This is a genomic window from Streptomyces hawaiiensis (assembly GCF_004803895.1).
GTDB classification, from domain to species: domain Bacteria; phylum Actinomycetota; class Actinomycetes; order Streptomycetales; family Streptomycetaceae; genus Streptomyces; species Streptomyces hawaiiensis.
Map to the genome: position 1 here is coordinate 4,533,852 of NZ_CP021978.1, position 24,745 is coordinate 4,558,596.

The following is a 24,745-nucleotide window of genomic DNA, read 5'->3' on the forward strand; positions in this document are numbered from 1 at the left end:
CTGCGGGTTCTCGCGGACTACGCGTTGCGCTTGGCCGCGCGACGGCGGGTCGCGACGACGAGGGCCGCGCCGCCCGCCAGCAGGGCGGCGGCGCCGAAGGCGATCGGGCCGGTGCTGCTGTTGGCGCCCGTCTCGGCGAGGTCGCCGCCACCGCCGTTCGGCTTGGGGGCGACGGGCGTCGACTCGGAGGCGCTCGGGGTGGGCGTGTCCGTGTCGGAGGACGGCGGCGTCGAGGGCTCGGCCGGCTCGGACGGGGACGCCGGGGGCGTGGTCTCCTCGGCCGGCTCGGACGGGGTCGCGGGCGGCGTGGAGACGGGCGGTTCCTCCTCCGCCGGCGGCGGGGTCGTGCAGTTCTTCGTGCCGCCGTTCCAGGCCGCGATCAGCTTGTCCTTGATGACCGGGCGGTCCGGGCCCTTGGGCAGCTCGCCGTGCTCGAAGCCGTCCTTCGCGTCGAGCTCGCCGTCGAACTTGACCGCGCCCCGGTACAGGTCGATCTGCCCGAAGCAGTCCTTGTCCGGGATGGCGATGTCGAGCGAGTCGGTGGCGCCCGGCTTGACCGTCACGGTGTCGAAGTCGACGAACACCTGCTCGCCGGAGGTCGCGAACGTCGCGCCGTGGGCGAGGTAGGAGGCGAGGGAGGCGGTGCAGGTGGCCGCGTCACCGGCGGTGCGGACCTTGACGTGGACCTTGCCGTCCTCGGTCGGCTTCAGGTTCTGGTCGTCGACCTTGACCGAGTCGTAGAAGTTCGTGCCGTCGAGCGAGAACTGGCAGCGATCGGTCCCGGTCTCCGTGCCCGCACCCGTGCCGGGCTTGTAGCTGCCGCCGGACGACCAGCCGTCGCCGCCGGGCGTACCGGTGGCGAACGCGGTGGTGGCGGAGGCGGCGCAGAGGGCGAGGGCCGCGGCGCCCGTCCCCAGCAGGCGGCGCGCGGTGACACGTCTCGCTATGGACATGCGTATCCCATTTCTTGGCGTGTGCAGAACCCGGGTGACGGCATGCGGGCAGCGCGCGGCGCACGGCTGCCGGGGCCGCACCGGGGGGTGAGTGGTCTGAGAAACACTGGGCCCATTGGTCACATGCGCCTCAGTGAGCCCCATCGTGGCGGCGCCGCAGCACGCTGTCAACCTGCGGTAATGCAAAGGAAGTTGCGCTGTCATCACACTTTCATCACAGCAGGAATGGATCACTCCGATCAGCGCGATGGTTCCTTTTCCCGGCATTCTGGACAGATTCAATGCTGTCGCCCGTATGCCCTGCGAAGGAGACCGCGTGACCGATCGCTCGACCCTGGACCTGTCGTCCCGGGACCCCGACTGGTGGCGCCAGGCCGTCGTCTACCAGATCTACCCCCGCAGCTTCGCCGACGCCGACGGCGACGGACTCGGCGATCTGCGAGGCATCACCCGCCGCCTCACCCACCTCGCCGCCCTGGGCGTGGACGCCCTGTGGCTGAGCCCCTTCTACCCGTCCGAGCTCGCCGACGGCGGCTACGACGTCGCCGACCCCCGGGGCGTCGACCCGCGCCTGGGCACCCTCGACGACTTCGACGCCCTGGTCGCCGAGGCCCACCGCCTGGGTCTCAAGGTCATCGTCGACATCGTGCCCAACCACTCCTCACACCGGCACGCGTGGTTCCAGGAGGCCCTGTACGCGGGGCCCGGCTCGGCGGCCCGCGACCGCTACGTCTTCCGCGACGGTCGCGGCGAGCACGGCGAACTCCCGCCCACCGACTGGCAGTCCGTCTTCGGCGGCAGCGCCTGGAAGCGGGTGCCCGACGGCCAGTGGTACCTGCACCTGTTCGCCCCCGAGCAGCCCGACCTCAACTGGGAGAACCAGGAGGTCCGCGCCGACTACCGCACCACCCTGCGCTTCTGGTCCGACCGCGGGGTCGACGGCTTCCGCATCGACGTCGCCCACGCCCTCGTCAAGGACCTGAGCGAACCCCTGCGCGACCTCGGCCGGCCCGAGCTGAGCCGCGAGGAGGCACTCACCGCGATGCCGCCCGGCACGCACCCCTTCTACGACCGTGACGACGTGCACGAGATCTACCGCGACTGGCGCAAGATCCTCGACGCCTACCGCCCGCCCCGCATGGCCGTCGCCGAGGCCTGGGTGCCCGGCGCCCGGCGTGCGCTGTACGCCCGCCCGGACGAGCTCGGCCAGGCCTTCAACTTCGAGTACCTGGAGGCCGGCTGGGACGCGCGGGAGCTGCGGCAGGTCATCACCGACTCGCTCGCCACCGCCCGGGCGGCGGGCGCCTCGGCCACCTGGGTGCTGTCCAACCACGACGTGATCCGCCACGCCTCCCGCCTGATGCTGCCGCCGGACACCGACCTCAACGCCTGGCTGCTCTCCGGCGGCCACGCCCCGGCCGTCGACGAGGCGGCCGGGCTGCGCCGGGCCAGGGCGGCCACCCTGCTGATGCTGGCGCTGCCCGGCTCGGCGTACGTCTACCAGGGTGAGGAACTCGGCCTGCCCGAGGTCGCCGACCTGCCCACCGAGGTGCTCCAGGACCCGATCTGGGAGCAGACGGGCCACGTCCGCAAGGGTCGCGACGGCTGCCGGGTGCCGCTGCCGTGGACGACGGCCGGACCGTCGTACGGCTTCGGGCCCGGCGGTGCCTGGCTGCCGCAGCCGCCCGGCTTCGCTGCCTACGCCGTCGAGGCCCAGGACGGGGTCGAGGGCTCAACCCTGGAGCTGTACCGCACGGCCCTGCGGCTGCGCCGCAAACTCCTCGACGGCGAGGAGCTGACGTGGGCGGCGGACGCCCCGGACGGGGTGCTCCGGTTCGACCGCTGCGAGGGCTGGCGCTGCGTCGCGAACCTGTCCGACGTGGCGGTCGAGCTGCCGGCCGGTGAGGTTCTGCTGAGCAGCGCGCCTCTGGAGGACGGCAGGCTCGGGCCGGACACGACGGTGTGGCTCGGACGCTGAGCGCTCCGCGGGGAGTGCCGTGCCGGGGCGTCCGTGCCGTGCCGGGGCGTCTGTGCGTCTGCGGCGCCGTTGTGGCTGGTCGCGCAGTTCCCCGCGCCCCTTTGGGGGGTGGCCCGGCTGTGCTGGGGTGTCGTGTGTGTGCGGCGTCGTTGTGGCTGGTCGCGCAGTTCCCCGCGCCCCTTTGGGGCGCGGGTCCACTCGCGTGGCCCAGTTGCGTGTGCCCTGGGAAGGGGTGACCGGGAGGATCGTCGGCGGAGTGTTTTCTAGAGGCCGTGTCCGGACAGGGAGCGCCGCCCGCGATGAACAGGTACAGCAGGACAGCAGCCGTGGCGGGGGCCGTCGCGGTGGGGGTGCTAGCCCTGCCCGGCGCGCCCGCTGCGGCCCGGGACGGCGGGCTGTGGGGAGCCGCGACCATCGCACCCGGGCGGGAGGGCATCGTCGAGGTCGCGGGCGTCCAGGAGGTCGCCGAGGGCGCGACGCTGACGCTGACCGCGCCCCGGGGCACGCGGGTGACCGGCACGCCGCTCGACGCGTCCGGCTACCGCGGCTCGGTCGCCGCCGACGGTCGCAGCGCGACGTACACCGTCACCGGCGGTCCGGCCGGGCGGGACCGTGTGTTCCCCTTCGTCGTGGCCGTACCCGCGCACGCCGTGCCGGGCACCCGGCTGCGGGACTGCTCCCTGCGGGTCACCGACGCCCGGGGCGTGCCGCGGGCCGTCGGCCGGTGTGCCGTGACCGTGGGTCTGGCCGGGCCGACCCTCACCCGCCCGCTGTCCGGCGTACCTCTGGCAGCCCGGCCGGAGATCTCCGGCACCGCCCACCCGGGCGCCCAGGTCACCGTCCGGGACAAGGACGACCAGGAGGCCTGCGCGACCACCACCACCCCCGACGGCACCTGGACCTGTACCCCGGGCCCGGGTTTCCCGGCGGGCGCGAACCGGCTCCAGGCCGTCGCCACCCTGAACGGGGTGAGCGCCACGAGCGAGCAGATCGACATCTCGGTGGCTCAGGACGACGAGGGTCAGTAGCGGACCGCCCGGGCCACCTCGGCCCGGACCTCACCGGACAGGTCGTGGGTGCTGCGGGCGGTGGCCGTGGCGGAGTGGCCGGCCTGTACGTGGTCCACCGTGACGATGACCGTGTCGACCAGCTGTCCCCCGGCGTCCCGGAAGTCGACCTGGATGGCGAAGGACCGGGACGAGTCGTCGGTGTTGTGGGCGGTGAGCTCCGTGCGGACCCGGCCGTCGGACCCGGTGACGGGCGGGCCGGCCGTCACGTCGTCCTTGACATCGGCGCCGTCCTGGATGTCGTCGAGCCGCTGCCGGGCCTCGGCCGAGGCGGACTCCACCGCCTCGCCGGCCTCCGAGGCGATCGACCCCACCGCGGACTGCGCCTTGCTCGCGGCGTCCGCGGGGCTGTCGTCACCGCCGCAGCCCGCGAGCGCGGCGGACAGGGCCAGCGCCAGGGCCGCCCCTCCCGTCGCCCAGCGCGTCCGGTGGCGGGCAGCCATGTCGCCTCCCTGGGGTTCCCCGGCTGTCGGGCCTACGGCCTCACGTGCGTCCGAGTCCGCCGCCGCCGAAGGATCCGCTGGATCCGGGCGACCAGCGGCGCGGTTTCTGGTCCTTCCCGGTCCTGGTGCTCGCACGGTGGAGCTCATGGGGCATGAGCCGCTGTCCGTCGCGCGCCACGACCGGCACGTCGTCGGGCTCCCGCATCTCCCGCATCTCGCGGACCGGACCGGTGTCCGGCATGTGCGGCTGCTCCTCCGGGGCCGGGTGATGGGTGTCCTGGTCCATGACCCGCATCCCGACCCGCACGGCCCAGATCAGCGCGATGGCCACGATCAGCCCGCCGACGAAGGCGATCGTCACGGCGACCGCGTGATCTGACGACGCCGCCAGTTCTGCATACGTTGCCGTATTCATGCCCCAAGTATCGCCGACGGAATGCGATAAAGCGCCCGGAATGCCCCATGGCAAGTGCCGGGCAACCTCCGCCGCGCCGGTGACGACCTCACGGTGACATCCCTCCCCCCACACGAGGAGATCACCATGCGCAGACACCTGGCGCGGCTGCTCACCGTGCTGGCCGTGCTGGCGGCCGCGTTCGCCACGCCCGGCTTGGCGTCCGGCAGGGCGCAGGCCGCCGACGACTGGAACCCGCCCGCCCACCTCGCCCAGCCCCTGAACGAGGTGTGGAACCACGTCGAGTCGACCTACGGGAACCTGTACGGCTTCCGGAACTACGGCTGGGACCAGGTCATGGCCAACCGGGGCAGCGTCAACTACTGCGTACGCTGGGAGTCCGACGCCCCGGTCAGCGCCGCACTGCGCGACCGGATCCACGCGGCACTGAAGAAGCAGTTCGGCACGTGGATGTCCGCGATGGTGGTCAACGGCAAGGGCCACAACGCCTGGCCGTACACCACCGTCCCCGTCAACATCGTCGGCTGGGCCGTGAAGAACCGCTCCACCCTCCAGTGGACCGACAACTCCGTCGACATCTACAGCGGCGTCCTGGACAGCGGCGGCGCCCCGCAGTGTGCCCCGGACTGCGGGCGCTTCTTCCACCAGGACGGCAACTACTCCAAGTGCCCGGGCGGCGCCGCCCGCCACTACGACCAGTCGCTGTGGCTGACCAAGGGCTTCCAGGGTGGCGCGGGCGGTGACTGGGGCCAGCGCATGGGCCAGGAGTACTTCACCGGCGCCCTGAACCAGGAGAACATCCACATCTACCTGCACGAGGTCGGCCACACCTTCGGCCTCGACGACTTCTACGACTGGTCGCCGACCGGCCAGTGCTGCTTCCTGATGAAGGCGGGCAGCGCCACGCGGATCACCGAGTTCGACACGTGGATGCTGCGCGACTTCTGGCGCCATGTGAAGAGCCGCTACGGCTTGTGACCGACCACGGGCGGTACGGGCGACCCGGCCCCCCGTGCCGCCCCGCGGGGTACGGTGGATGGACCGGGGGTATGCCGCAACCGGTGGCCGAACCGGTCTCGCCCTCGGTGCTCCACGCAACTCCCAGGACCTTCCCGACCGGGCTCGCGGCTTCGCCACCTCCTGGCCACGCACCCCCACCGCAGCAGGAGTCCCTCGATGACCTCCGCCTCTTCGCCCCCGCCGTCCGTCCCCGCGCCCTCCGAGGTCCGGCTACGCATCGCGGACCAGCCGCGCCAGGGCCGCACGGCCCGCCGGATCGACGGGGCGTGGTGGCCCCGCTCGTACGACCTGGCCACCGAACTGCCCGGGCTGCTCGGCGGGCTGCCGGCCGGCTGGGGCCGGATCAGCAGCGTCCTGGTCAACGGGGACACCTGGCCGGCCTTCCCGGAGCGGCTGGTCGTCGCGGGCCAGGAGGTGCACGTGGGGCGCACGGACTCGCCGACCGCCCCGCACACCGTCTGCCTGCTCGCCCCCGGCCGGGGCCGCTGGGACCTGCTGGTGGTGCCGCCCGCCACCGACGAGGCGGAGGCCGGCCGGATCATGGAACGGGCCGTGACGCAGGGCGTCTGAACTCAGCGCGCGAGCAGCACCAGGGCCAGGGCGGCCAGCGCCGGGACCGTCTGGACGAAGAGGATCTTCCGGCTGGCGGTGGCGGCTCCGTAGAGCCCCGCGACGGCCACGCACACCAGGAAGAACACCGAGACCTGGAAGCCCACCGGCTCGGACGCCACTGCGCCCCACACCAGGCCGGCCGCGAGGAAGCCGTTGTAGAGACCCTGGTTGGCCGCGAGGGCCTTGGTCCCTTCGGCGAACTCGGCGCTGGTGCCGAAGGCGGCCCGGGCCCGCGGCGTGGTCCACAGGAACATCTCCAGCACCAGGATGTAGGCGTGGAGCGCGGCGAGGGCCAGTATCGCGATGGTGGCGAGGGTCGACATGCGCTCATGATCACAGGCCCGCCCGGCCCGTCCTGGTCGGCCTCCTTTGCCCGTCCCCGCCCGTCCCCGTTCGGGCCCGCCCGGGAGGCGGCCGGGTCCGGGGGGTGGCAGATTGCGGCCAGAGGAAGGCCGGGTCCGGCCGTCGCGTCCCCGCGTGTGCCGCTCGGGAGCCGGGCCCGGCCTTCCCGCCTCCGCCACGAGCCGGAGACCCCCTGGGTGTGCTGTCCCGGGAGTGGGAAGGGCCCCGATGCCCCCGGGTCCGGAATCAACCGTTCTCGGTTGACCAAGTGCCTCAGGTTTGATCAGCTGTCCCACTAGTCGTGTTCGATTCTGATCGAGCAGTTCATGGCTCCCTGGGGGGGAGCTTGTGACAAGTTGGGGAGTTTCCTTGATGCATGACGATTCCGCCGTGCCGCGCCGCGCCAGATTCCGGCGCGGCGCCGCGGCCCTGACCTTCGTGGCGCTGACCGCCGGCACCGCCCTCACGGGTGCCCCGGCCGCGACGGCCGCCGGCAGTGCGGCGCTCGCCGGGAAGGCGTGCACACCGACGGAGGGCTTCTCCGGCTGCCGTCTGTTCGTCCCCTCGGAGGCGAAGCAGGGGTTCGACGTGCCGGCCGGGGTGACGAGCCTGGACGTACGGGCCTGGGGGGAGGGCGGCGCCGGCAACTCCATGACGAGCGGCGGTGCGGGCGGCTTCGTCGCCGGCACCCTGAAGGTCAGCCCGGGCGAGGCGCTGAGACTCGCCGTCGCGGGACTGAACGCCGGTGACGCCCTCGGCGGCAAGGGCGCCGAGCGCGGCGGCAACAGCAGCGGCATCCGCACGAGTACCGGCTCGGCGCTGGTCATCGCCGGCGGCGGTGGCGGCGGTGGCGGCGACATGGCCCACGGCCAGGCGGGCGCCGCCGGCGGTGAGTCGGGCCAGGACGCCTCCGAGGCGGGCCGGGGCGGCAAGGGCGCCACCGGTGCGAAGGGCGGCGCGGGCACCGGCAACGGCGCCGCGGGTGCCGACCACGCCAAGGGCGGTGCCGGTGGCGCCGGCGGCGCGGGCCGCTACGCCGGTGGCGGCGGCGGTGCGGGTTACGCGGGCGGTGGCGGCGGCACGGGCGCCGAGACCGGCTCGTCCACCGGCAACGACCCCACCACCGGCAGCGGTGGCGGCGGCTCCAGCTACGCCGAGCCGGCCCGGGTGGACGACGCCCGGTTCGTCGTCGGCAGCGGCTACAAGGCACCGGAGAAGACCGACCCGTTCTGGGCCGGCTCCGACAACCCGATCGACTCCGGTGTGGCCGAGGGCGGCGTCAACGCGCCCGGCGGCCCCGGCCGGATCGTCCTGCAGTGGCGGGGCCTCCCGGTGGACCGGCTGGCCCAGGTCTCCGGCACCGACGTGACGACCCAGCCGGGCCACGACGTCAAGCCGCTGGCCGTGGTGGCCCGGGGCAAGGACGGCAAGCCGGTCGCGGACGCCTCGGTGACGTACACGATCGAGGACCCGGACGGTCTGAAGCCGCTCTTCTACCTCACCGGCGGGCCGGACGACGACGAGACCGTGGTGGCGACCGACGCGCAGGGCCGTGCGCAGACCCCGTGGATCAACCTGAGCGGCAGCAAGGAGGGCTCGTTCACCGTCCGGGCCCAGACGCTGGGCGCGTCGACGGCCTTCACCGTGCGGGTCAAGGAGTCCCCGTACGTCGTGAGCGCCGCCGGCGGCGACAAGCAGAAGGCCGAGCAGGGGCAGGACTTCGCCGACGCGCTGCTCGCCCGGGTGGTCAAGTCGGGCAAGACCGCGCCGGCCGGCACCGAGGTGGAGTTCCGCGTAGAGGACACGGCAAAGGGCGCTCCCCGCTTCGAGGGCGAGGACCGGGTCGTCCGCGTGAAGACCGACGACTCCGGCGAGGCGACGGCCCCGGCCCTGACCGCCGGTGAGGGCACGGGCACGTACACCGTGGCCGCGTCGGTCGGTGACGCCATGACCCAGTTCGCGGTCGAGGTCGTCCCCGGTGACGGCTCGGAGGAGCCCGGCCCCGGCGACGAGTCCGGCTCGCCGTCCCCGAGCCCCACGACCGACCCGAGCCCCGCCGCGGAGCCCAGCCCGTCGGCCACCGGCACCGCCGGCACCTCGACCACGGGCGGCACGTCGACCACGGGCGGCACGTCGACCGAGCTCGGCGGCGGCAGTCTCGCCTCCACCGGCGCGGGCGGCATGGGCCTCGTCCTCGCGGCGGCCGCTGCCCTGGCCGCAGTGGGCTTCGCCGCGTTCCGCTTCGCCCCGCGCATGAAGCTCCGCTCACGCGACAACGCCTGACACCGCGTCACGGAGACTGCCCGCACCCGGCTTCCGGGGGCGGGCAGTCTCCGTTTCGTTTTGCGGAACCTTTGCCCGGGGGTCGGGCGTTGGGTGGGTGTGCGCGCGTGAGCGGGTGCGCCAGGTGATGCCGACTAGTACCGAGGTGACCTCAATGGCAGTGTGGGACCGGCTCAAGGACCAGGCCAAGGCTCTCCAGCAGGGTCAGGGCGGGCGGGGTGCGGCGACCGGCGGGCACAGCGGCGCCGCGGCCGGTGGGCACAGCGGCGGGACGAGGTCCGGCGGTGGCGGCAAGGCCCAGCTGGTCGGTCTGCTGAAGACGCAGCTCGGGTCGCTGAAGAACGAGTTGAAGAGCGGTGCGTACCGGGACGCGAGCATGGCGATGTGCGCCCTGGTCGCGGCGGCCGACGGGCAGGTGGACCCGGCCGAGCGCCAGCAGGTCGAGTCGATGATCCTCAGCAACGACGTGCTGCAGAACTTCCCGCCGGAGCAACTGCGCACGCGTTTCAACAAGCATGTGGACCAGCTGATCGCCAACTTCCAGCTCGGCAAGGCGGAGGCGATGCAGGAGATCGCCAAGGCCGCCAAGAAGCCCACCGAGGCCAGGGCCGTGATCCAGACGGGCATGGTCATCGCGGGTGCCGACGGCCACTTCTCCCAGGCCGAGGCGACGGTCCTGCGCGAGGCCTGCGCGTCTTTGGGGGTGTCTCCCGCCGAGTTCCAGCTCTGATCAGCGAGCCGGACCCCGCCGCTCAGGGAGCGCGCAGGGCGTCCACAGCCAGCCGGGCCGCCGTGCCGATGACGGCGTCGGCGGCGGGCAGGAGCGCCGAGGTGCGGGCCGTGCGGGTGAAGACGGCGACGGCGTAGCGGCCCCCGTCGGGGTATTCGACGACGCCGACCTCGTTGCGCACGGTCGGCAGGCTGCCCGTCTTCCCCGCGACATGGACGTCGTCGAAGGGGAAGCCGGAGGCCAGCCGGTGCGGCCACACCTGCAGGCCGAGGATGCGGCGGATGGCCGCCCCGTGCCCGGGCGTGCACGCCTCGTCGCGCCAGACGGCGGCGAGCAGCCGGGTCATGTCGCGCGGGGTGCTGCGGTTGCTGCGGGCCGGGTCGAGGGCGCGCAGCCGGGTGACGACGAGCGGGTCGGCCAGGGACCGGGCGCCGCCCGGCCCGGCGTCCTCCTTGATGGTGGCGAGAAGTTCGCCGAAGGTATGCACGGCCAGGGTGTGCCCGAGGCCGAGCCGGGCCGTGGTGCGGTTGACGGCGTCGAGGCCCACGCGCTCCAGCAGCAGATCGGCGGCCGCGTTGTCGCTGACCGACATCATCAGGTAGGCGAGGTCGCGCAGGGACAGCCGGGCGCCGTCGAGCATCGCCGCGAGGCCCGTCGGGCCGGTGGTGCGGCTCTGCGGAGGGCACTCGACCTGCTCGGTGAGGTCCAGGATCCCGGCGGCGGCCTGCTCGTGGAGCGTGACGAGCAGACACAGCTTGTGGACGCTGGCGGTGCAGACCGGCTGGTCCGCACCGGCGTCGAGCTGCGCACCGGAGTCGATGTCGAGGGCGTGCAGCCGGCCGGTGACCCCGGCGTCGGCGAAGGCCGCGTGAATACGGGCGAGAGCGTCGGTCACAGCCAGTACTCCGAGGCCGGGCGCAGGTGCAGCGGACGAGCGGGCAGGTCGGGGCTCGCCCCGGCGGCGTCGCGCAGGGCCCGCGTGGCGGCCTCGGCGAACGCTGCGACGGCGGCGTCTCCCCGCCCACCGGGCCAGGCGACGGAGTGCCGCAGGGCGAGCGGGGCGCCGGTGAGGGGACGCCAGACGACGCCGGAGGCGGGACTCTGCCGCTGGTCCCCCTCCCCATGGGCATGCGTGTCACGCGGGCTGAACGCCACCGCCTCCGCCGACAGCACCAGCCCGCGTACGAAGCTGATGCCCTGGGCGTGGCGCACGGCCGGTGGGGTGTAGCCGTTGCGGGCGCAGGTGGTCAGGAGGTCGTCGTAGACGGCCGGGGCGCCGGCGCGGGGGAAGAGGATCAGGTCGTAGCCGGTGAGGGAGGCGAGCGGCACCTCGTCGAGCCCGGCCGCCGTCGCGTCGCGGGGCAGCAGGACGCCCAGCTCCCGCCGCAGCACCGGGCCCAGCTCGAGACCGGAGACGTCGCAGGGGTGGTGGATGAGCCCGACGTCCAGGTCGTGCGTGGCGAACCGCTCCAGTTGCTGGGCGGTGGGCAGCTCGTGCAGCTCCAGTTCCAGGCCCGTGGCAGCGGCGCCGGAGAAGTGCGCGAGCAGTGCGGCGACGGTCTCGCCGGAGACGTCCGGCGGCAGTGCGGCCCGCAGCAGGCCGGTCTCGCCGTCGCGGATGCGGCGCGCGGTGGCCATGAGCGCCTCGGAGCGGGCGAGCACCTCCCGCGCCTCGGCCAGCAGCAGCGCCCCGGCCTCGGTGATGGTCACCTGCCGGCTCGTCCGTTCGAAGAGCCGGACGCCCAGATGTTTCTCCAGGCGCTGGATGCGCTGCGAGAGCGGAGGCTGGGCCATGCCCAGGCGGGTCGCGGCGCGGCCGAAGTGTGACTCTTCTGCAACAGCCACAAAGCACTCCAGGTGCCGTACCAGGTCCACGAGCAGCAATCATATCGGCTGCATATTGATCCGACATCGATACGGGTCTTGGACAGAGTGCCCGGGCCGCTGCTGTCCTCGGCGTATGGACTCTCATGCCGACTACTCCGGCCTCACCACCGGCGGTCCCGGACCGCGCCGGAAGACCACGCGGGCCGTCATCGCCGGGGCGGTGGTGCTGGCCGCCGTCGCGGGCGGGGCGTACGCGGCCGGTCTTGGTCCCTTCGAGCGGGACTCCGGGCCCGACCCCGCGGCCGGGAAGCAGGCCCGCGCGTTCCTCGCCGACTGGGCCGCCGGCCGTATGGAGAGCGCGGCGGCCCGTACGACCAGCCCCGGTACGGCACAGCGGGTGCTGGCCAGTTTCACCGCCGGACTCGACATCGACGAGCCCGAGCTCACGGCGAAGCCCGCGGCCGAGAGCGAGGACGGCACGGTCGCCGTCCCGTTCACCGCGCGGATGCCCGTCACCGGTCTGGGGACCTGGACCTACGCGTCGAAGCTGCCGCTGCGCGAGCAGGGCGACGGCAGCTGGAAGGTGGACTGGACGCTGTCCCTCGTCCACCCGCGCCTGAGCGACACCGAGAAGTTCCGTCTCGAACGGGAGGAGACGAAGCCGCCCGAGGTCGCCGACCGGGACGGCGAGAGACTCTCCGGTGACGCGTTCCCCTCTCTCGCACCTCTGATGAGCCGGCTCGGCGGAGGCGGCGGCGCGGACTCCGGAGCACGCGGCGCGATCCGCCTGGTCGACCGGGTCACCGGCGAGGTGGAGCGTACGGAGGCGGCCTTCGGCGCGAAGACGACCCGGGCGGACAAGGGCCCCGTCCCCACGACCCTCGACGCCGAGTGGCAGGCAGCCGCCGAGAAGGCCCTCGCCTCCCACGCCGACGGCAGGAACGCCGCGCTGGTCGCCCTGCGCATCGACGACGGTGAGGTCCTGGCTGTGGCGAACTCCCCAGCCACCGGCTTCAACCGGGCGCTCTCCGGCACCTACGCCCCCGGCTCCACGTGGAAGATCGTCACCAGCAGTGCCCTGCTGATCGAGGACGCCGTCGCTCCGGACGACGTGGTGGACTGCCCCAAATACCTCACGGTGGGGAAGAAGTTCCAGAACGTGGAGCTCTCCGAGCACCCGGGGGCCACCTTCCGCAAGGACTTCACCGAGTCCTGCAATACGGCGTTCATCAGCCTGCGCGACCGGCTCGACGACGGGAAGCTGGGGGAGGTCGCCCGCACGTACTTCGGCGTGGGCCAGGAGTGGCACGTCGGGGCGCCCACGTACGACGGGTCGGTGCCGGTGCCCAAGGACGAGACCGAGAAGGCCGCCTCGATGATCGGGCAGGGCCGGGTGCAGGCCAATCCGCTGATCATGGCGTCCGTGACCGCGACGGCCGTGTCCGGCACCTTCCACCAGCCCTCGCTCACCGCCGGCAACGAGGACACAACCCGCTCGACCCCGCTGCCGCGGAATGTCGTGACCCAGCTGCGCTCGATGCTGCGCGCCACCGTCACCGACGGCACCGCGAAGATCCTCGCGGATCTGCCCGGAGAGATCGGCGCGAAGACCGGTACCGCCGAGGTCTCCGACGACCAGGACAACAACGGCTGGCTCGTCGCCCACCGCGGCAACGTCGCCGTGGCCTGTGTGGTCGAGGAGGGCGTCACCGGCGGCGGCTCCGCCGGACCGATCGTCCACAGCCTGCTGTCCGCCGTCCCGGACGACTCCGCCTGACGGCGGCACTCCGCATGCCCGCGCGGGGAGCACGCGGAGTTGTTCGGTGCGGTCAAGGGGCGGGCTTCAGCAGCCCGGTCGGCGGTCATAGGGCGGGCTCCACGCCCTGATCGCCGAGGCGACCCGGCGGACCATCGCCGCCCTGCGGCTCCCGGGGCTCCCGGCGGCTCTATAACGGGGTGATGATCTATCACGTCGTACCGCGCGCCGTCTGGACCACCGCCACCGGCCAGGCGTACGCGCCCGCCTCCCTCGCCGAGGAGGGCTTCGTGCACTGCTCCCCGGACGAGGCGACCACGCTGGCCGTCGTCAACGCCTTCTACCGGGACGCCCCCGGACCCCTCCTGGTGCTCGCCCTCGACGAGGCGCGGCTCTCCGCCAGGGTGGAGTGGGAGGCGGCGGCCCCCGCCCCGCCGCCCGGGGTCGCCGGGGACACCCTGTTCCCGCACGTGTTCGGCCCCCTCGACCGGGACGCCGTCGACCACGTCCTGGAGGTGCGGTTCGACGAGGGGGGCCGGGCCTCGGAACTGCGTACGACAGGATGACCGGGTGAACGATCAGCAAACCCCCCTCCCCGCCCCCGCCGTACGCCCCGTCCGGGGAACGGCCCGCTGTGCCATCGCGGCCCTCGCCCTCGCCGGAGCCGCCTGGGTGGCCCGGGCGGTCTGGCACCTCCGGCTCGCCGCGGCCGGAGAGCCGGCGTCCGGCCCGCCCGACCAGGGCGGCGGCGTGCACCGCCCCCTGAACGCCCTGGAGAACTCCTACCACTTGGTCTCCTCCGTGGGCGGCGGCGTCACGGCTCTCTGCGCCATCGTGTTCCTGTTCTGGCTGGACCGGATGAGGGACAACGCCAAGGCCCTCTCGGGCGCGGAGCCCCGCTACAGCCACCTCTGGCTCTGGCTGGGCTGGATCGTGCCCGTCGTGAACCTGTGGATACCCCGGGGCATCGTCGCGGACGTCCACCGCTCGGTCTTCCGCGAACGGCGGCTGCCCGCCGTCGTGAACTGGTGGTGGGGCCTGTGGCTGGCCGGTCTGGCCGGCGGCGTGGGGATCATCTACGCCGACGACACGGACGAGGTCATCTCCCGTGCCTACAGCGGCGTTTCCCCCCTGCTCGCCGCCGACCTGGTGATCGTGGCCGCCGCCGGGGCCGCCGCCGTCATGGTCCACACGCTGACGGCGGCACAGCTGCGGCACTCGGACGAACCGGCCCAGGCCGGCTAGGACGCGGCCGGTACACCGACACGACGAACGAGGCGGTCACCCGCACCGGTGCCGCCAACTCCGCGACCCGGCCGCGCAGTTCCGCCGCATCGATGTGATGCGCGGCCGGACTCATGGTCACCAGGGCGGCGACCTCCTCGGCCGTGAGGCACATGGTGTACTCCAGCGACTCGGCGCGCTCGTGCCGGAAGTGCGCCGCCAGGGTCCGGTGCAGGCGTTCCTCCTTCCCCGGGTCCACGGCCAGCAGCCCCACGGACGCGCCCAGTTCGCGCAGATGCCGACCGGTGGGGGTGACGACGAGCAGCGCGCCGTCCGGGCCGAGGACGCGGTGGAACTCGGGCCCGTTGCGGGGCGCGAAGACGTTGAGTACGAGGTCGGCGCAGCCGGTGCGCACGGGCCACGGCTGCCACACGTCCCAGGCGGCGGCCTCCGCACGGGCATGCGCGCGGGCCGCAGCGCGCAGGGCGGGCACGGAGCTGTCCAGCCCGAGTCCCAGGGCCCGGGGGAGGGCGTCCAGGACAGCCGCGAGGTAGTGGCCGGTGCCGGCACCGGCGTCCAGGACGGTGGCGTCGGGCGGAGCCAGTTCCCCGGCGAGGTCCGCGAGGGTGCGCGCGAGCGGGTCGTAGTGCCCGGCGCCGAGGAACGTGGCACGGCAGCGGACCATGTCGGAGGAGTCGGCGCTCGGGGCGCGCCGGTGGCCCGTCAGCAGGCTGACATAGCCGTGGCGGGCGATGTCGAAGGTGTGCCGGCCGGCGCAGCGCAGGGCGCCACGGGTGCGTTCGAGGCCGGCTGGACACAGGGGGCAGGTCAGGACGGACGACAGGAGTCGGTCGGACGGCATGGTGCTCCTCGGAGCGCGGCGCACCGCCGGGAGTGGGGGCGCCGCGTGCGGACGGCGGACGGTGGGGCGTCGGCGCCCGCCGGCCGGCTGCCGGGAAACCGGCAGCGGGGGCGGGTACGCCGAGGACGGCGACGTGACCAACTCACGTCGCCGTCCTCACCGCGGCGTCAGAGGAAGCAGTGAGGCAGGGCGTTGCATGCCAGTGCCATACGGCCAGGCTACCTGGCGCCGCCGAACGTCACGACGAGCCGCCCGTCCGAGGCGAACGACCAGCGCAGGGCGCCGGCGTAGGAGGAACAGCGGGAGCCGTTCGAACCGGACCAGAACTGGTTCGAGCTGTCGGAGTTGCCGATGATCCGGTCGTTCGACCCGCTGTCGCAGGAGGTGTTGCCGCGGAACACCGACTTGCTGCCCGAGTCGAAGTTGAAGTTGCGCTGCTCGTTGCCGACGCTGACGTTGTCCGAGATCTGCATCGCGCCGGTGTTGCTGTTGTAGGTGAAGCCGTGCTTGCCGTTCTCGTAGGCGATGCTGCGCCGGACGATGTGGTTGACCTCGATGTCGTCGCCGCCGAGCTTGTAGCCGTTGCGGTCACCGTTGCCGGCCTGCCCGCCGTTGCTGAGGGTGCCGTTGTCGTAGGCGAGGGAGTCCTCGATGGTCACCGCGCCGATGGGGCCGGTTTCCGTCTTGGAGTAGAGGTCGTAGCCGTCGTCGATGTTGTTGTGGGCCACGGTGTAGCGGAAGACGTTCCCGGGGCCGACGGTGAGCTTCGGGGCGAAGCCGTCGGCGTCCTCACCGTCGGAGTCGACGTTGTCGTGCGACTGCGCGCTCAGGATGAGGTTGTTGGAGGGCCACTGGTCCTTGGGCGTGCTGGAGAGCGTCCGCGAGAGCTGCAGCCCGGAGTCACGGTTGTGGCGGGTCACCGTGCGTTCGACGACGTTGTTGCTGCCGCCGATGAAGATGCCGTTGTCACCGGCGCGTTCGACGACGAGTCCCTTGACGTGCCAGTACGACGCGTTGACGGCGAGGCCGCGGTTGGCCGGGTCCTCGCTCTGGGCGGAGAAGTCCAGCACGGGCGTCTCGCCCGGGTAGGCGAACAGTTCCGTGCGGTCGCCCGAGGTGCCGTTCCTGCCCGTCGGGATGGTGACCGTCTGGGAGTAGCGGTAGGTCCCGCCGCGCATGTGGATGGTGCCGCCGGCGGAGATGCGGCTGATCGCGGAGGTGAGGGTCGTCGGGCTCGACTCGGTGCCGGCCGCGCTGTCGCTGCCGTTCGGCGACACGTACAGGGCCGGGCCGGTGGGCTGCGGGTTGCCGTCGCCCGTCTCGACGTCGACGTAGTCGATGTTGGGCAGGCCGCCGGAGGTGGTCGGGCTCAGCCGGACGGTGTTGCTGCCCGACCGCAGTGGCACGGTGAGCGTCTTGGTCGCCCAGGTGTCCCAGGCGCCGGTGCCCTCGAAGGACGCCGTGCCGGTCGTCGAGCCGTTGACCACGATGTTCGCGGCGCGTGCCGAGGTCGTGCCGTTGGCGAAGCGGACCTTCAGCGTCGCCGTGCCGGCGGCGGACGCGTTCACCGTGAACTGCGCGTAGGCGCTGGTGCCGTTGTCGCCGTTGCAGAATCCGCTGCCGGAGAACCCGGCCCAGTTCGAGTCGATGGTGCCGGTGCAGACCGCGGGCGAGGCCTCGGCCTCGTAGCGGGTGGTCGCCGCCTGCGCCGGATTGCCGGACAGGGCGACGAGGCTGCCGGCCAGCAGGCCGACGGACGCGATCACTGGTCTCAGGTGCATCGTTCGTCTCCAAGGGGTGGTGACGTATGCGGAACCCGGCCGGGTAAGCGCTTTCTGGAGGGGAACGTAGAAGCTTGCTATGGACGCGTCAATAGCTCCCTACATGATTGCCATTCATAGACTTGAACAACTGGAGGTGTCGTGCGGTGCGGTGCTTGCCCACCCTGCCGCCGGCCTCCGGAACCTCGGCGGTTATCGTCCGCTGGTGAGCGAACTGTCGGCTGTGTACCTGCCGGAGGCGACCGCCGGACGGCTGCTGGAATCGTGGCGGCTGGACCTCCCCGCGCTGCTGCTCGTCGCCGTGCTGGGCGGCCTCTACGGCTGGGGTGTCGTCCGCGTGCGCGGGCGGGGCGGGTCCTGGCCTGCGGCCCGGCTCGTCGCCTTCGTGCTGCTCGGGCTCGGGGCGATCGTCGTGGCCACGATGTCCGGCCTGGCCGTCTACGGCCGTGAACTGTTCTGGCCCGCCGCGGTGCAGAACGTCGGGCTCGACCTGCTCGCGCCGCTGGGGCTCGCCCTGGGCGACCCGCTGCGGCTCGCGGTGGAGGCGCTGCCGGAGGGCGGCGCGGCCCGGGTGCGCCGGGTGCTGACCGGCCGGCTGGTCAGGTTGCTGACGTTCCCCCTCGTCAGCACGGTCCTGGTGCTGGCCACCGAACTGACCGTCTACTTCACGCCGTACTTCGCCACCGCCCTGCGCGTGGGCTGGCTGCACGAGCTGATGTATCTCCATCTGCTGGCGGCCGGCTGCCTGTTCGTCCTGCCGGTGCTCACCCGCGAGCAGGCCCTGCCCGCCTGGTGCACCCACCCGGTCCGGGCGGCCCTGGTCTTCCTGGACGGGGTCGTCGACGCGCTCCCGGGGCTGGTGGTCATGACGCACGGCACGCTGATCGCGGGCGCCTGGTACCTGCACCACGCGCCGCCCTGGTCCCTCGACGTCCACCACGACCAGCAGGTGGGCGGCGGCGCCATGCTGGGCATCGCCGAGCTGGTCGCGATTCCCTTCCTGCTGACGGTCCTCGCGCAGTGGGTGCGTGCCGAGCGGGCCCAGACGGCCGTACTGGACCGGCGCCTCGACGGCGAACTCGCTCCCCTGGCCCCCGCTTCGCAGGGGTCCGCCGAACTGGTCCGGCCCTGGTGGGAGACCGAGGGGGGCGAGGTGGCGGAGCGGATGCGGCGGCAGGGGCCGGGTGACTGACCCGGCCCGTCGGTGCCGGTCAGCGGCTGTCGGCCGCCGCCCCGCGATCCGCGCTCGGGCGGGCCGCCGACGGTTCGGGCCGTATCGAGGTGGGTGCGGCCGATGGGGTGCGGGACACGGCCGACGGGGTGCGGGACACGGCCGCTGGGCCGGCCGTCTCGTCGGGGACGCGCGTACGGGGGCTGGACGGACGGGAGTTGCCGGTGCCCGGGCGGGACTCGGACGGGGACGGGGACGGCGCGAGGGTGGGGGGCGCGGAGGGGGCGGGCGGCGTCGTCCGCGCGGTGGGCGGGGCCATCGGGATCGTCGGAGTCGTGGGGCGCTCGGGTGCCGTGTGGCGCAGCGGGAGCGTGATGAGGACGGCCGCGACGCAGCACAGGCCCGCCCCGGCCGCGGTGCGCAGCAGGCGGCGGCGGGTGGCCCGGCGGCGGATCGTCTCGTACTGGCCGGGGGGCACGCCCAGGTAGTCGGGGGAGGAGGGGCGCAGGATCACGGCGAGCGGGTCGTCGGGGGCGGGCCCCGGGTCGCCCGGGTCGCCGTCAAGGCGTGTGGTCAAGGCTTCTCCTCAGGTGGACGCGGAGCAGTTCCCGGGCCGCGTGCAGGTCGGCCTTGACGGTTCCTTCCTTGCGCCCGGTCAGTGCGGACACCTCCCGGATCGGCATGTCAGCGTAGTAGTGGAGCAGGATCGGGACGCGCAGCCGCTCCGGCAGCGACTGCACGAGCAGCCGCACGGACGGGTCGGCCTGTTCGGGGTGGGGCCGTACGGCGGCTTCCGAGGTGACGCGGTGCATGGCCCGGCGCTCGCGCTCCAGCTTGCGCCAGTGGTCCCGGACCAGGTTGGCGGCTGTGACGTAGAGGAACCCGCGCGGTTCCTCCACGGACGTCCAGCGGGCCCAGAGCCGGGTGAACGCCTCCGAGGCGATCTCGTGGGCCGTCCCGTCGTCGTCGACGAGCCGGCGGCACCAGCCGGCGAGGCGCGGGTAGAGGGCGGCGAACAGCTCGGACGCTGCCTTCTCGCGGGACCGTTTCAACGCTCTCCAGGGGTGGGGGACCCGGCACCGCTCAGCGCCGCGAACACGATCACGTTGTCCGCGTAACCGTCGCCGGTCCGCGCTCCGCCGCACGTGATCAGCCGCAGCTCCGGGCGGTCCACGTTCCCGTAGACGTCGTCGGCCGGGAAGTCGGTTTTCGGGATCGTGCGTACGGACGTGACGGCGAACTCCGCCGCCGTGCCGTTCTCCAGGCGCGCCACGATCCCCTCGCCCCGGCGCAGCCGGGCGAGGTGACGGAAGACGCCGTCGCCGTACGGGCCGACCGTGACGTGGCCGAGGAGCACCGCCGGGCCGGTCTGGCCGGGCGTCGGCGAGTGCCGGTACCAGCCCGCCCGGTCGTGGGCCGTGACCGGCGGCACCTGCACCGTGCCGTCGGCCGCCAGGCCCAGCCGGATGACCGGGGTGTCGACGCCGATCGCCGGGATCAGCAGCCGGACCGGGACCGAACGGTCGAGGGGACGCGCCCCCTTGACCGGAACCGGCCGGGACGGAGCCTTCGACGGTGGTGCGGTGGCTTCGCGACCCCCGCACGCCGTCAGCAGGGACGCCAGCGCCCCGGCCGTGAACGCGCGCCTGGAGAACGGGCTCATGCCCCGGTCGCCCGGCGGCGGCGTACGACGAAGACCGTGCCGCCGCCCAGGGCGAGCACCGCGGCGGCGCCCGCGCCGATCGCCGTGCCGTCGGTCCCGGACGCCGGCGACGCCGTCACACCCGTATCGGGCGCGCCATCCGGCACGACGGAGACCTGGCCATCGGCGGGTGCCCGGGTCGGTTCCGCACTGGGCGCGGGCTGGGCCTGCTCAGGTGCCCGGGTCGGCTCGGGCACCCGGGTCGGCTCGGCGCTCTCCGCCGGCTGGGCGCTGGGCGCGGCGGACGCCGGGACCGGACTCGGGGTCGCCGCCCCGTCCGCGAACGCGGGCCCCGTGCCCATCAGTACGGCGGTGCCCGCGAGGGCCAGGGCGCTGAGGACAGTTCGGCGCATGGATTCGCACTCCTTCGTCGGTCCGCCCGACGGTCGGGCGGGGTGACAGATCGTGCGGAGAGACGAGCCGGCGGCCCGGCGGGTTGTAAAGAGATGGCAAAGCCGTACGCGGTGGCTCCGACATATTCGGCTGCGCGCGGGAGCCGGGGCCGCTAGCATCCGTCGCGATGACGACTCACTCTGTGAACAGATTGGGGGACCCGTCCGCGCAAGGTGAGTGCTGATGCTCACCGACCTCGCGAACGGGGACTTCCCGCTTTCCTTCTGGCCGCGCGTGCGCGAGTTCGCCGTGCCGCCCTCCATGATCGAGACCGCGACCGCGCGCCGCCGTGCCGGGGACTGGGCCGGCGCCTGCGCCGCCGCGAACATCGACGTCGACCTCCAGCCGCGTCTCGTGGCGCGGCGCCACGGCCGGGAGTTCGCCGCCCGGCTCCGCGCCGACCTGCGGCACCTCGCCCCCGACCTGCTGCGCTGGCACATGCCGAGGATCGCCCCCGACGGGCTGCTGCGGCCGGGCCTGACCCTCACCCTGGCCCGGTACGGCACCGGAAGCCCGGGAGCGCTGCACCTCGTGGTGCGGACGCCGCCGGCCTGGGCGGACGCCGGTCAGCGGATCAGCCTCGCCCTGTGGGACGCGTCCCGCACACGGGAGGCCGACCGGCGTCACCCGCACCCCCGCCCCAGCCGGCGCTTCCGGCTCGACCTGCACCGCCACCTGTGGGACGCGCGCCGGGCCGATGAGCTGCGGGTGCGGTCCGGTGAGGGCGGTTCGGGCGACTCGGACCCGCCCGGGCCGCTGCCGCACGGACAGCGGTGCGCCGTCGACCGTTGGGCGGCCGAGGCGGGGATCCTGCTGCGGGCCGAGGGACGGTCCGGCGGCAAGGTCGTTGTGCGGCTCGGGACACGGCTCCGGATCGTCCTGGACGTGTCCGACGGCGGTGCGAAGACCGCGATGTCGTACGCGCGCGCCCCCGACTCCTCGCTGCCGGTGCTGCCCGACGCGGCGACCTGGGTGCTGCCCGACCTGGAGCTGCTGCGGGCCGGGGCGATCGACGCCGGGCGCCTGCATCCGCTGGTGGCCACGGCGTTGGGGGCCCAGCTGACCGGTGCCCCCGGGGCGCCGGAACGAGCGGGTGATCCACGGGTGGTGGAGTGCCGGGGCGTCCTGCACCGGATCGGCCTGGTCGACGGTGTACTGGCCGCCCTCGACCACGACCCGGCCGAGGTCCGCCGGGAGGAACTCCTCGCCGCTTTCGGCGGACCGCCGCTGCCCTGTCTGCGGGCGGTCGACGAGGCACACCGCCGGCCCGACTGCCTTCCCGGCGTCCGCGAACGCCTCCACCACGGCGACACGGCCGGTGCGCTCGCCGCGGTCGAGACCCTGCTGGGGCCCGAGGCGGTGCTGCGCGACGGCCCGCTGCGGGACGCGCTGGAGACGGCCGCGCGGCGGCGCATCGCCCACGGGCTGTTCCGTGCGGGCCTGGAGGGCCCCTCGCCCGGCAGCCTGCGCCCCTGGGACCGCCGCCGCTCCCGCGGCGACGGCCCGCACCCACGCCACATGTGACCCGGTCCGACCCGAACGGGCGACCGCCCCCGCCCCCGTACTGCCCTTCATCCCACCGAGACGGCTCACCACCGGCACACAGGTGATCACACATGCGCACTCACATCCCGTCCCCGTCCGACACCGCTTCCCAGCTCGACGTGGCCGGCGACCTGCTGGCCCTGCTGCGGGACACCACCACCGAACCGCGCCCCGACACCCAACTGGAGGCCCTCACCCTGGCCGTGGCCGCCGACCTGCCCGTGCTGCTGTGGGGAGAGCCGGGCATCGGCAAGACCGCCGCCCTGACTCAGCTCGCCACGGCCCTTGACCTGCCGCTGACCACGGTGATCGCGAGCGTGCACGAGCCGTCCGACTTCTCGGGGCTGCCGATCGTCGGCGACGACCCCGCCGAGCAGGGCGTGCCGATGGCCCCACCCGACTGGGCCGTACGCCTGGTGCGGGCCGGCCGCGGACTGCTGTTCCTCGACGAACTGTCCACCGCGCCGCCCGCCGTGCAGGCCGCCCTGCTCCGGCTCGTGCTGGAACGGCGGATCGGCGCGCTGCGGCTGCCGCCGGGCGTGCGGATCGTGGCCGCCGCCAACCCGCGCTCCTCGGCCGCCGACGGCTGGGAACTGAGCCCGCCCCTCGCCAACCGCTTCGTCCACCTGCAGTGGACGCACGACACCGACGTCGTCGTCCGCGGCCTCGGCGGGGTCTGGCCCCGGGCGACCCTGCCCCGGCTCGACCCCGAAAGGCTTCCGGAGGCCGTGGACTTCGCCCGCCGGGCCGTGTGCGGGCTGCTCGCCGCCCGCCCCGGGCTCGCGCACCGGCTGCCCAGCGGCGAGACGCGCCGGGGCGGACCCTGGCCGTCCCCGCGCAGCTGGGAGATGACCCTGCACCTGGTCGCCTTCGCGACCGCGGCCGGCTCCTCCCGTGACGTCCTCTCCCTGCTGGTCCGGGGCACCGTCGGGGACGGGCCGGGGCTCGAACTGCTGGCGAGCCTGGACCGGATGGACCTCCCGGATCCCGAGACGCTGCTGGCCGACCCGGCCGCGGCGGTCCTCCCCCAGCGGGGCGATCTGCGCCAGGCCGCGCTGGACGGCGTCGTGGCCGCGGTGCGCAACCGCCCGGAGCGGCACCGCTGGGACGCGGCCTGGGCGCTCCTGGTCAAGGCCCTGGAGACCGGCCCCCCGGACGTGGTGGTCGTCCCCGCCACCACACTCGCCTCCCTGCGCCGCGACGACTGGGACGTCCCGGCGTCGATCGAGCGTCTGGCCGGGGTGGTGTCCCTGTCCCGCCGGGCGGACCGAACGACGGCCGCGGCGAAGGCGGGCCGATGACGAGGAACAGCCCCGTCCCCGGCCACGGCGAAGACGGGCCGACGACGACGACCGCCCCAGGGGCCGCCCCCGGGGCCCTCGACCGGGACAAGCTCTTCACGGCCCGTCTGCACGCCGCGCGCGTTCGCCCCTACCTCGCGACGGCCCTCTTCGCCCTGCACGTCGTCGAGTCGCGGCGTGTGCCGACGATGGGTGTCGACCGGTACTGGAGGTGCTACGTGTCGCCGGCGTTCGTGGAGCGCACGCCCGTCGAGGAACTGGCCGGTGTGTGGGTGCACGAGGTGTCGCACCTGCTGCGCGACCACCACGCGCGCAGCGACCGGGTCGCGAGGGAGCGGGGCCTGAACGGCCCGGGGGAGCGGCTGCGGATGAACATCGCGGCGGACTTCGAGATCAACGACGACGTCTACGGCGACGGACTGGCCCGCCCGGAGGGAGTGGTCGAACCAGGTGATCTCGGCTTGTCCGAGGGCGAGTTGATGGAGGAGTACCTGCGGCAGTTCACCCTGGGCCCGCGGTCGCAGGACCTGGCCTGGCTGGACTGCGGCAGCGGCGCGGACGGCCTGGACCGGGAGTGGGAACTGGGCCCGGACGGCGCGCACGGCCTGAGCGAGCAGGAGCGGGACGCGGTCCGCTTCCGGGTGGCGCAGGGCATCACCGGCCGCCCCGGCAGCGCCCCGCAGGGCTGGCGGCGCTGGGCCGAGGAGGCCTTCCACCCGCCCCAGCCGTGGCGGGAACTGCTGGGCGCGGCGGTCCGCTCGGCGGCGTCCGGCCCCGGCGCGGGCGAGGACTACACCTACGGCCGCCCCGCCCGGCGCTCCACCGCCCTGCCCAGCACGGTCCTGCCGAGCCTGCGCCGCCGCCCGCCCCGCGTGTCCGTCATCATCGACACCTCCGGCTCGGTCAGCGACGCCGAACTGGGCAGCGCCCTCCTGGAAGTGGCCGCGATCGCCCGGGCCGTGGGCGGCCGCCGCGACCTGGTCACGGTCGTGCCCTGCGACGCGTCGGCCGGGTTCGCCCGCCGCCTGTGCCGCGCCGAGGGCATCGCGCTCACGGGCGGCGGCGGCACGGACCTGCGCGCCGGCTTCACCCGCGCCCTGCGCTCCCGCCCGTCCCCCGACGTCATCGTCGCCCTCACCGACGGTCAGACCCCCTGGCCCGGCGCCCGGCCCCCGTGCCGCACGGTGGTCGGCCTGTTCCCGCGCCGACACCAGGGGCCCGCCCACGACGAGAACAACCCGGACTACGTCCCGGACTCGCCACCCACCTGGGCGCGTGTGGTGGACATCGGACCGTGACGGGCCACGGCCTGCGCAACAACCCCCGCTCCATCGCCACCA

25 protein-coding genes are annotated in these 24,745 nt (G+C 73.8%); 13 read left to right on the forward strand and 12 right to left on the reverse strand.

What is annotated here, in order from left to right; all coding sequences use genetic code 11:
• Positions 1-17: 17 nt before the first annotated feature.
• Positions 18-953 carry an LAETG motif-containing sortase-dependent surface protein gene (locus CEB94_RS20875; protein ID WP_175433669.1) on the reverse strand — a complete coding sequence of 312 codons (936 nt, stop codon included), beginning with the start codon at positions 951-953 and terminating at the stop codon, positions 18-20.
• Positions 954-1,248: 295 nt separating this feature from the next.
• Here CEB94_RS20875 and CEB94_RS20880 point away from each other — a divergent pair, with 295 nt between their 5' ends.
• Both CEB94_RS20880 and CEB94_RS20885 read left to right on the forward strand, forming a co-directional pair.
• Positions 1,249-2,931 carry a glycoside hydrolase family 13 protein gene (locus CEB94_RS20880; protein WP_175433670.1) on the forward strand — a complete coding sequence of 561 codons (1,683 nt, stop codon included), beginning with the start codon at positions 1,249-1,251 and terminating at the stop codon, positions 2,929-2,931.
• A 299-nt stretch (positions 2,932-3,230) separates the two neighbouring features.
• A complete protein-coding gene (locus tag CEB94_RS20885) occupies positions 3,231-3,959 on the forward strand; it encodes a carboxypeptidase regulatory-like domain-containing protein (RefSeq protein WP_175433671.1) in 729 nt (242 codons plus the stop codon).
• On the opposite strand, the gene CEB94_RS20890 is transcribed toward CEB94_RS20885, so the two are convergent.
• Positions 3,953-4,441, reverse strand: coding sequence for a hypothetical protein (locus CEB94_RS20890; RefSeq protein WP_175433672.1), 489 nt, complete (start codon positions 4,439-4,441; stop codon positions 3,953-3,955). The two genes, CEB94_RS20885 and CEB94_RS20890, sit on opposite strands and share 7 nt — an antisense overlap.
• Positions 4,442-4,481: 40 nt before the next feature.
• Positions 4,482-4,856, reverse strand: coding sequence for a DUF6479 family protein (locus tag CEB94_RS20895; protein ID WP_175433673.1), 375 nt, complete (start codon positions 4,854-4,856; stop codon positions 4,482-4,484).
• 126 nt (positions 4,857-4,982) lie between these two features.
• Between CEB94_RS20895 and CEB94_RS20900 the strand changes: the two genes are divergently transcribed.
• Both CEB94_RS20900 and CEB94_RS20905 read left to right on the forward strand, forming a co-directional pair.
• Positions 4,983-5,834 carry a hypothetical protein gene (locus CEB94_RS20900; protein WP_175433674.1) on the forward strand — a complete coding sequence of 284 codons (852 nt, stop codon included), beginning with the start codon at positions 4,983-4,985 and terminating at the stop codon, positions 5,832-5,834.
• 198 nt (positions 5,835-6,032) lie between these two features.
• The gene (locus tag CEB94_RS20905) at positions 6,033-6,446 is read left to right on the forward strand and encodes a DUF5994 family protein (protein ID WP_175433675.1); all 414 of its coding nucleotides are present in this window, start codon (positions 6,033-6,035) and stop codon (positions 6,444-6,446) included.
• A 2-nt stretch (positions 6,447-6,448) separates the two neighbouring features.
• Here the strand turns inward: CEB94_RS20905 and CEB94_RS20910 are convergent, their stop codons facing one another.
• Positions 6,449-6,811: a DUF1304 domain-containing protein gene (locus CEB94_RS20910; RefSeq protein WP_175433676.1), complete on the reverse strand. Its 363-nt coding sequence runs from the start codon at positions 6,809-6,811 to the stop codon at positions 6,449-6,451.
• 391 nt (positions 6,812-7,202) lie between these two features.
• Here CEB94_RS20910 and CEB94_RS20915 point away from each other — a divergent pair, with 391 nt between their 5' ends.
• Positions 7,203-9,113, forward strand: coding sequence for a glycine-rich domain-containing protein (locus CEB94_RS20915; RefSeq protein ID WP_175433677.1), 1,911 nt, complete (start codon positions 7,203-7,205; stop codon positions 9,111-9,113).
• Between the two features lie 154 nt (positions 9,114-9,267).
• The gene (locus CEB94_RS20920) at positions 9,268-9,843 is read left to right on the forward strand and encodes a tellurite resistance TerB family protein (RefSeq protein ID WP_175433678.1); all 576 of its coding nucleotides are present in this window, start codon (positions 9,268-9,270) and stop codon (positions 9,841-9,843) included.
• Between the two features lie 22 nt (positions 9,844-9,865).
• Here CEB94_RS20920 and CEB94_RS20925 read toward each other — a convergent pair whose 3' ends face one another.
• Positions 9,866-10,738 (reverse strand): serine hydrolase, encoded by an 873-nt coding sequence (locus CEB94_RS20925; protein WP_175433679.1) that lies wholly within the window; start codon positions 10,736-10,738, stop codon positions 9,866-9,868.
• On the reverse strand, positions 10,735-11,718 hold the full coding sequence (locus CEB94_RS20930) for a LysR family transcriptional regulator (protein WP_175433680.1): 984 nt from the start codon (positions 11,716-11,718) through the stop codon (positions 10,735-10,737). Before CEB94_RS20930 ends, CEB94_RS20925 begins: the two co-directional genes overlap by 4 nt.
• A gap of 85 nt (positions 11,719-11,803) precedes the next feature.
• Between CEB94_RS20930 and CEB94_RS20935 the strand changes: the two genes are divergently transcribed.
• From CEB94_RS20935 to CEB94_RS20945, 3 genes are all read left to right on the forward strand, one after another.
• On the forward strand, positions 11,804-13,447 hold the full coding sequence (locus tag CEB94_RS20935) for a penicillin-binding transpeptidase domain-containing protein (protein WP_175433681.1): 1,644 nt from the start codon (positions 11,804-11,806) through the stop codon (positions 13,445-13,447).
• 182 nt (positions 13,448-13,629) lie between these two features.
• A complete protein-coding gene (locus CEB94_RS20940) occupies positions 13,630-13,992 on the forward strand; it encodes a DUF952 domain-containing protein (protein ID WP_175433682.1) in 363 nt (120 codons plus the stop codon).
• Between the two features lie 4 nt (positions 13,993-13,996).
• On the forward strand, positions 13,997-14,671 hold the full coding sequence (locus tag CEB94_RS20945; protein ID WP_175433683.1) for a DUF4328 domain-containing protein: 675 nt from the start codon (positions 13,997-13,999) through the stop codon (positions 14,669-14,671).
• On the opposite strand, the gene CEB94_RS20950 is transcribed toward CEB94_RS20945, so the two are convergent.
• Entirely contained in the window at positions 14,607-15,512 is a 906-nt protein-coding gene (locus CEB94_RS20950) for a putative RNA methyltransferase (RefSeq protein WP_246111863.1), read from the reverse strand. The two genes, CEB94_RS20945 and CEB94_RS20950, sit on opposite strands and share 65 nt — an antisense overlap.
• A gap of 218 nt (positions 15,513-15,730) precedes the next feature.
• Positions 15,731-17,293 carry a carbohydrate-binding protein gene (locus tag CEB94_RS20955; protein ID WP_175433684.1) on the reverse strand — a complete coding sequence of 521 codons (1,563 nt, stop codon included), beginning with the start codon at positions 17,291-17,293 and terminating at the stop codon, positions 15,731-15,733.
• A 205-nt stretch (positions 17,294-17,498) separates the two neighbouring features.
• Here CEB94_RS20955 and CEB94_RS20960 point away from each other — a divergent pair, with 205 nt between their 5' ends.
• A complete protein-coding gene (locus CEB94_RS20960; RefSeq protein ID WP_425472468.1) occupies positions 17,499-18,485 on the forward strand; it encodes a cytochrome c oxidase assembly protein in 987 nt (328 codons plus the stop codon).
• Positions 18,486-18,504: 19 nt separating this feature from the next.
• Here the strand turns inward: CEB94_RS20960 and CEB94_RS20965 are convergent, their stop codons facing one another.
• Genes CEB94_RS20965 through CEB94_RS20980 form a run of 4 tightly spaced genes read right to left on the reverse strand, consistent with a single transcriptional unit; the run spans position 18,505 to position 20,519 of the window.
• A complete protein-coding gene (locus tag CEB94_RS20965) occupies positions 18,505-19,041 on the reverse strand; it encodes a hypothetical protein (protein ID WP_175433686.1) in 537 nt (178 codons plus the stop codon).
• Positions 19,025-19,516, reverse strand: coding sequence for an RNA polymerase sigma factor (locus tag CEB94_RS20970; protein ID WP_031113208.1), 492 nt, complete (start codon positions 19,514-19,516; stop codon positions 19,025-19,027). Before CEB94_RS20970 ends, CEB94_RS20965 begins: the two co-directional genes overlap by 17 nt.
• On the reverse strand, positions 19,513-20,127 hold the full coding sequence (locus CEB94_RS20975) for a class F sortase (protein ID WP_175433687.1): 615 nt from the start codon (positions 20,125-20,127) through the stop codon (positions 19,513-19,515). The genes CEB94_RS20970 and CEB94_RS20975 overlap by 4 nt, the downstream gene beginning before the upstream one ends.
• Entirely contained in the window at positions 20,124-20,519 is a 396-nt protein-coding gene (locus CEB94_RS20980) for a Tat pathway signal sequence domain protein (RefSeq protein ID WP_175433688.1), read from the reverse strand. Before CEB94_RS20980 ends, CEB94_RS20975 begins: the two co-directional genes overlap by 4 nt.
• A 223-nt stretch (positions 20,520-20,742) precedes the next feature.
• Between CEB94_RS20980 and CEB94_RS20985 the strand changes: the two genes are divergently transcribed.
• The 3 genes from CEB94_RS20985 (at position 20,743) to CEB94_RS20995 (ending at position 24,703) form a co-directional block, all read left to right on the forward strand.
• Positions 20,743-22,083: a hypothetical protein gene (locus tag CEB94_RS20985; protein WP_175433689.1), complete on the forward strand. Its 1,341-nt coding sequence runs from the start codon at positions 20,743-20,745 to the stop codon at positions 22,081-22,083.
• A gap of 92 nt (positions 22,084-22,175) precedes the next feature.
• Complete coding sequence (locus CEB94_RS20990) at positions 22,176-23,405, forward strand: AAA family ATPase (protein WP_175433690.1); 1,230 nt, start codon at positions 22,176-22,178, stop codon at positions 23,403-23,405.
• Positions 23,402-24,703, forward strand: a complete 1,302-nt coding sequence (locus CEB94_RS20995; protein WP_175433691.1) for a vWA domain-containing protein — start codon at positions 23,402-23,404, stop codon at positions 24,701-24,703. Before CEB94_RS20990 ends, CEB94_RS20995 begins: the two co-directional genes overlap by 4 nt.
• Positions 24,704-24,745 lie beyond the last annotated feature (42 nt).

What these genes read in the sequence shown, in the direction of transcription:
- CEB94_RS20875 (WP_175433669.1), bottom strand. Translation starts at nt 953, where the DNA reads ATGTCCATAGCGAGACGTGTCACCGCGCGCCGCCTGCTGGGGACGGGC.
- CEB94_RS20880 (WP_175433670.1), top strand. Translation starts at nt 1,249, where the DNA reads ATGCCCTGCGAAGGAGACCGCGTGACCGATCGCTCGACCCTGGACCTG.
- CEB94_RS20885 (WP_175433671.1), top strand. Translation starts at nt 3,231, where the DNA reads ATGAACAGGTACAGCAGGACAGCAGCCGTGGCGGGGGCCGTCGCGGTG.
- CEB94_RS20890 (WP_175433672.1), bottom strand. Translation starts at nt 4,441, where the DNA reads ATGGCTGCCCGCCACCGGACGCGCTGGGCGACGGGAGGGGCGGCCCTG.
- CEB94_RS20895 (WP_175433673.1), bottom strand. Translation starts at nt 4,856, where the DNA reads ATGAATACGGCAACGTATGCAGAACTGGCGGCGTCGTCAGATCACGCG.
- CEB94_RS20900 (WP_175433674.1), top strand. Translation starts at nt 4,983, where the DNA reads ATGCGCAGACACCTGGCGCGGCTGCTCACCGTGCTGGCCGTGCTGGCG.
- CEB94_RS20905 (WP_175433675.1), top strand. Translation starts at nt 6,033, where the DNA reads ATGACCTCCGCCTCTTCGCCCCCGCCGTCCGTCCCCGCGCCCTCCGAG.
- CEB94_RS20910 (WP_175433676.1), bottom strand. Translation starts at nt 6,811, where the DNA reads ATGTCGACCCTCGCCACCATCGCGATACTGGCCCTCGCCGCGCTCCAC.
- CEB94_RS20915 (WP_175433677.1), top strand. Translation starts at nt 7,203, where the DNA reads ATGCATGACGATTCCGCCGTGCCGCGCCGCGCCAGATTCCGGCGCGGC.
- CEB94_RS20920 (WP_175433678.1), top strand. Translation starts at nt 9,268, where the DNA reads ATGGCAGTGTGGGACCGGCTCAAGGACCAGGCCAAGGCTCTCCAGCAG.
- CEB94_RS20935 (WP_175433681.1), top strand. Translation starts at nt 11,804, where the DNA reads ATGGACTCTCATGCCGACTACTCCGGCCTCACCACCGGCGGTCCCGGA.
- CEB94_RS20940 (WP_175433682.1), top strand. Translation starts at nt 13,630, where the DNA reads ATGATCTATCACGTCGTACCGCGCGCCGTCTGGACCACCGCCACCGGC.
- CEB94_RS20950 (WP_246111863.1), bottom strand. Translation starts at nt 15,512, where the DNA reads ATGCCGTCCGACCGACTCCTGTCGTCCGTCCTGACCTGCCCCCTGTGT.
- CEB94_RS20955 (WP_175433684.1), bottom strand. Translation starts at nt 17,293, where the DNA reads ATGCACCTGAGACCAGTGATCGCGTCCGTCGGCCTGCTGGCCGGCAGC.
- CEB94_RS20975 (WP_175433687.1), bottom strand. Translation starts at nt 20,127, where the DNA reads ATGAGCCCGTTCTCCAGGCGCGCGTTCACGGCCGGGGCGCTGGCGTCC.
- CEB94_RS20980 (WP_175433688.1), bottom strand. Translation starts at nt 20,519, where the DNA reads ATGCGCCGAACTGTCCTCAGCGCCCTGGCCCTCGCGGGCACCGCCGTA.
- CEB94_RS20985 (WP_175433689.1), top strand. Translation starts at nt 20,743, where the DNA reads ATGCTCACCGACCTCGCGAACGGGGACTTCCCGCTTTCCTTCTGGCCG.
- CEB94_RS20990 (WP_175433690.1), top strand. Translation starts at nt 22,176, where the DNA reads ATGCGCACTCACATCCCGTCCCCGTCCGACACCGCTTCCCAGCTCGAC.
- CEB94_RS20995 (WP_175433691.1), top strand. Translation starts at nt 23,402, where the DNA reads ATGACGAGGAACAGCCCCGTCCCCGGCCACGGCGAAGACGGGCCGACG.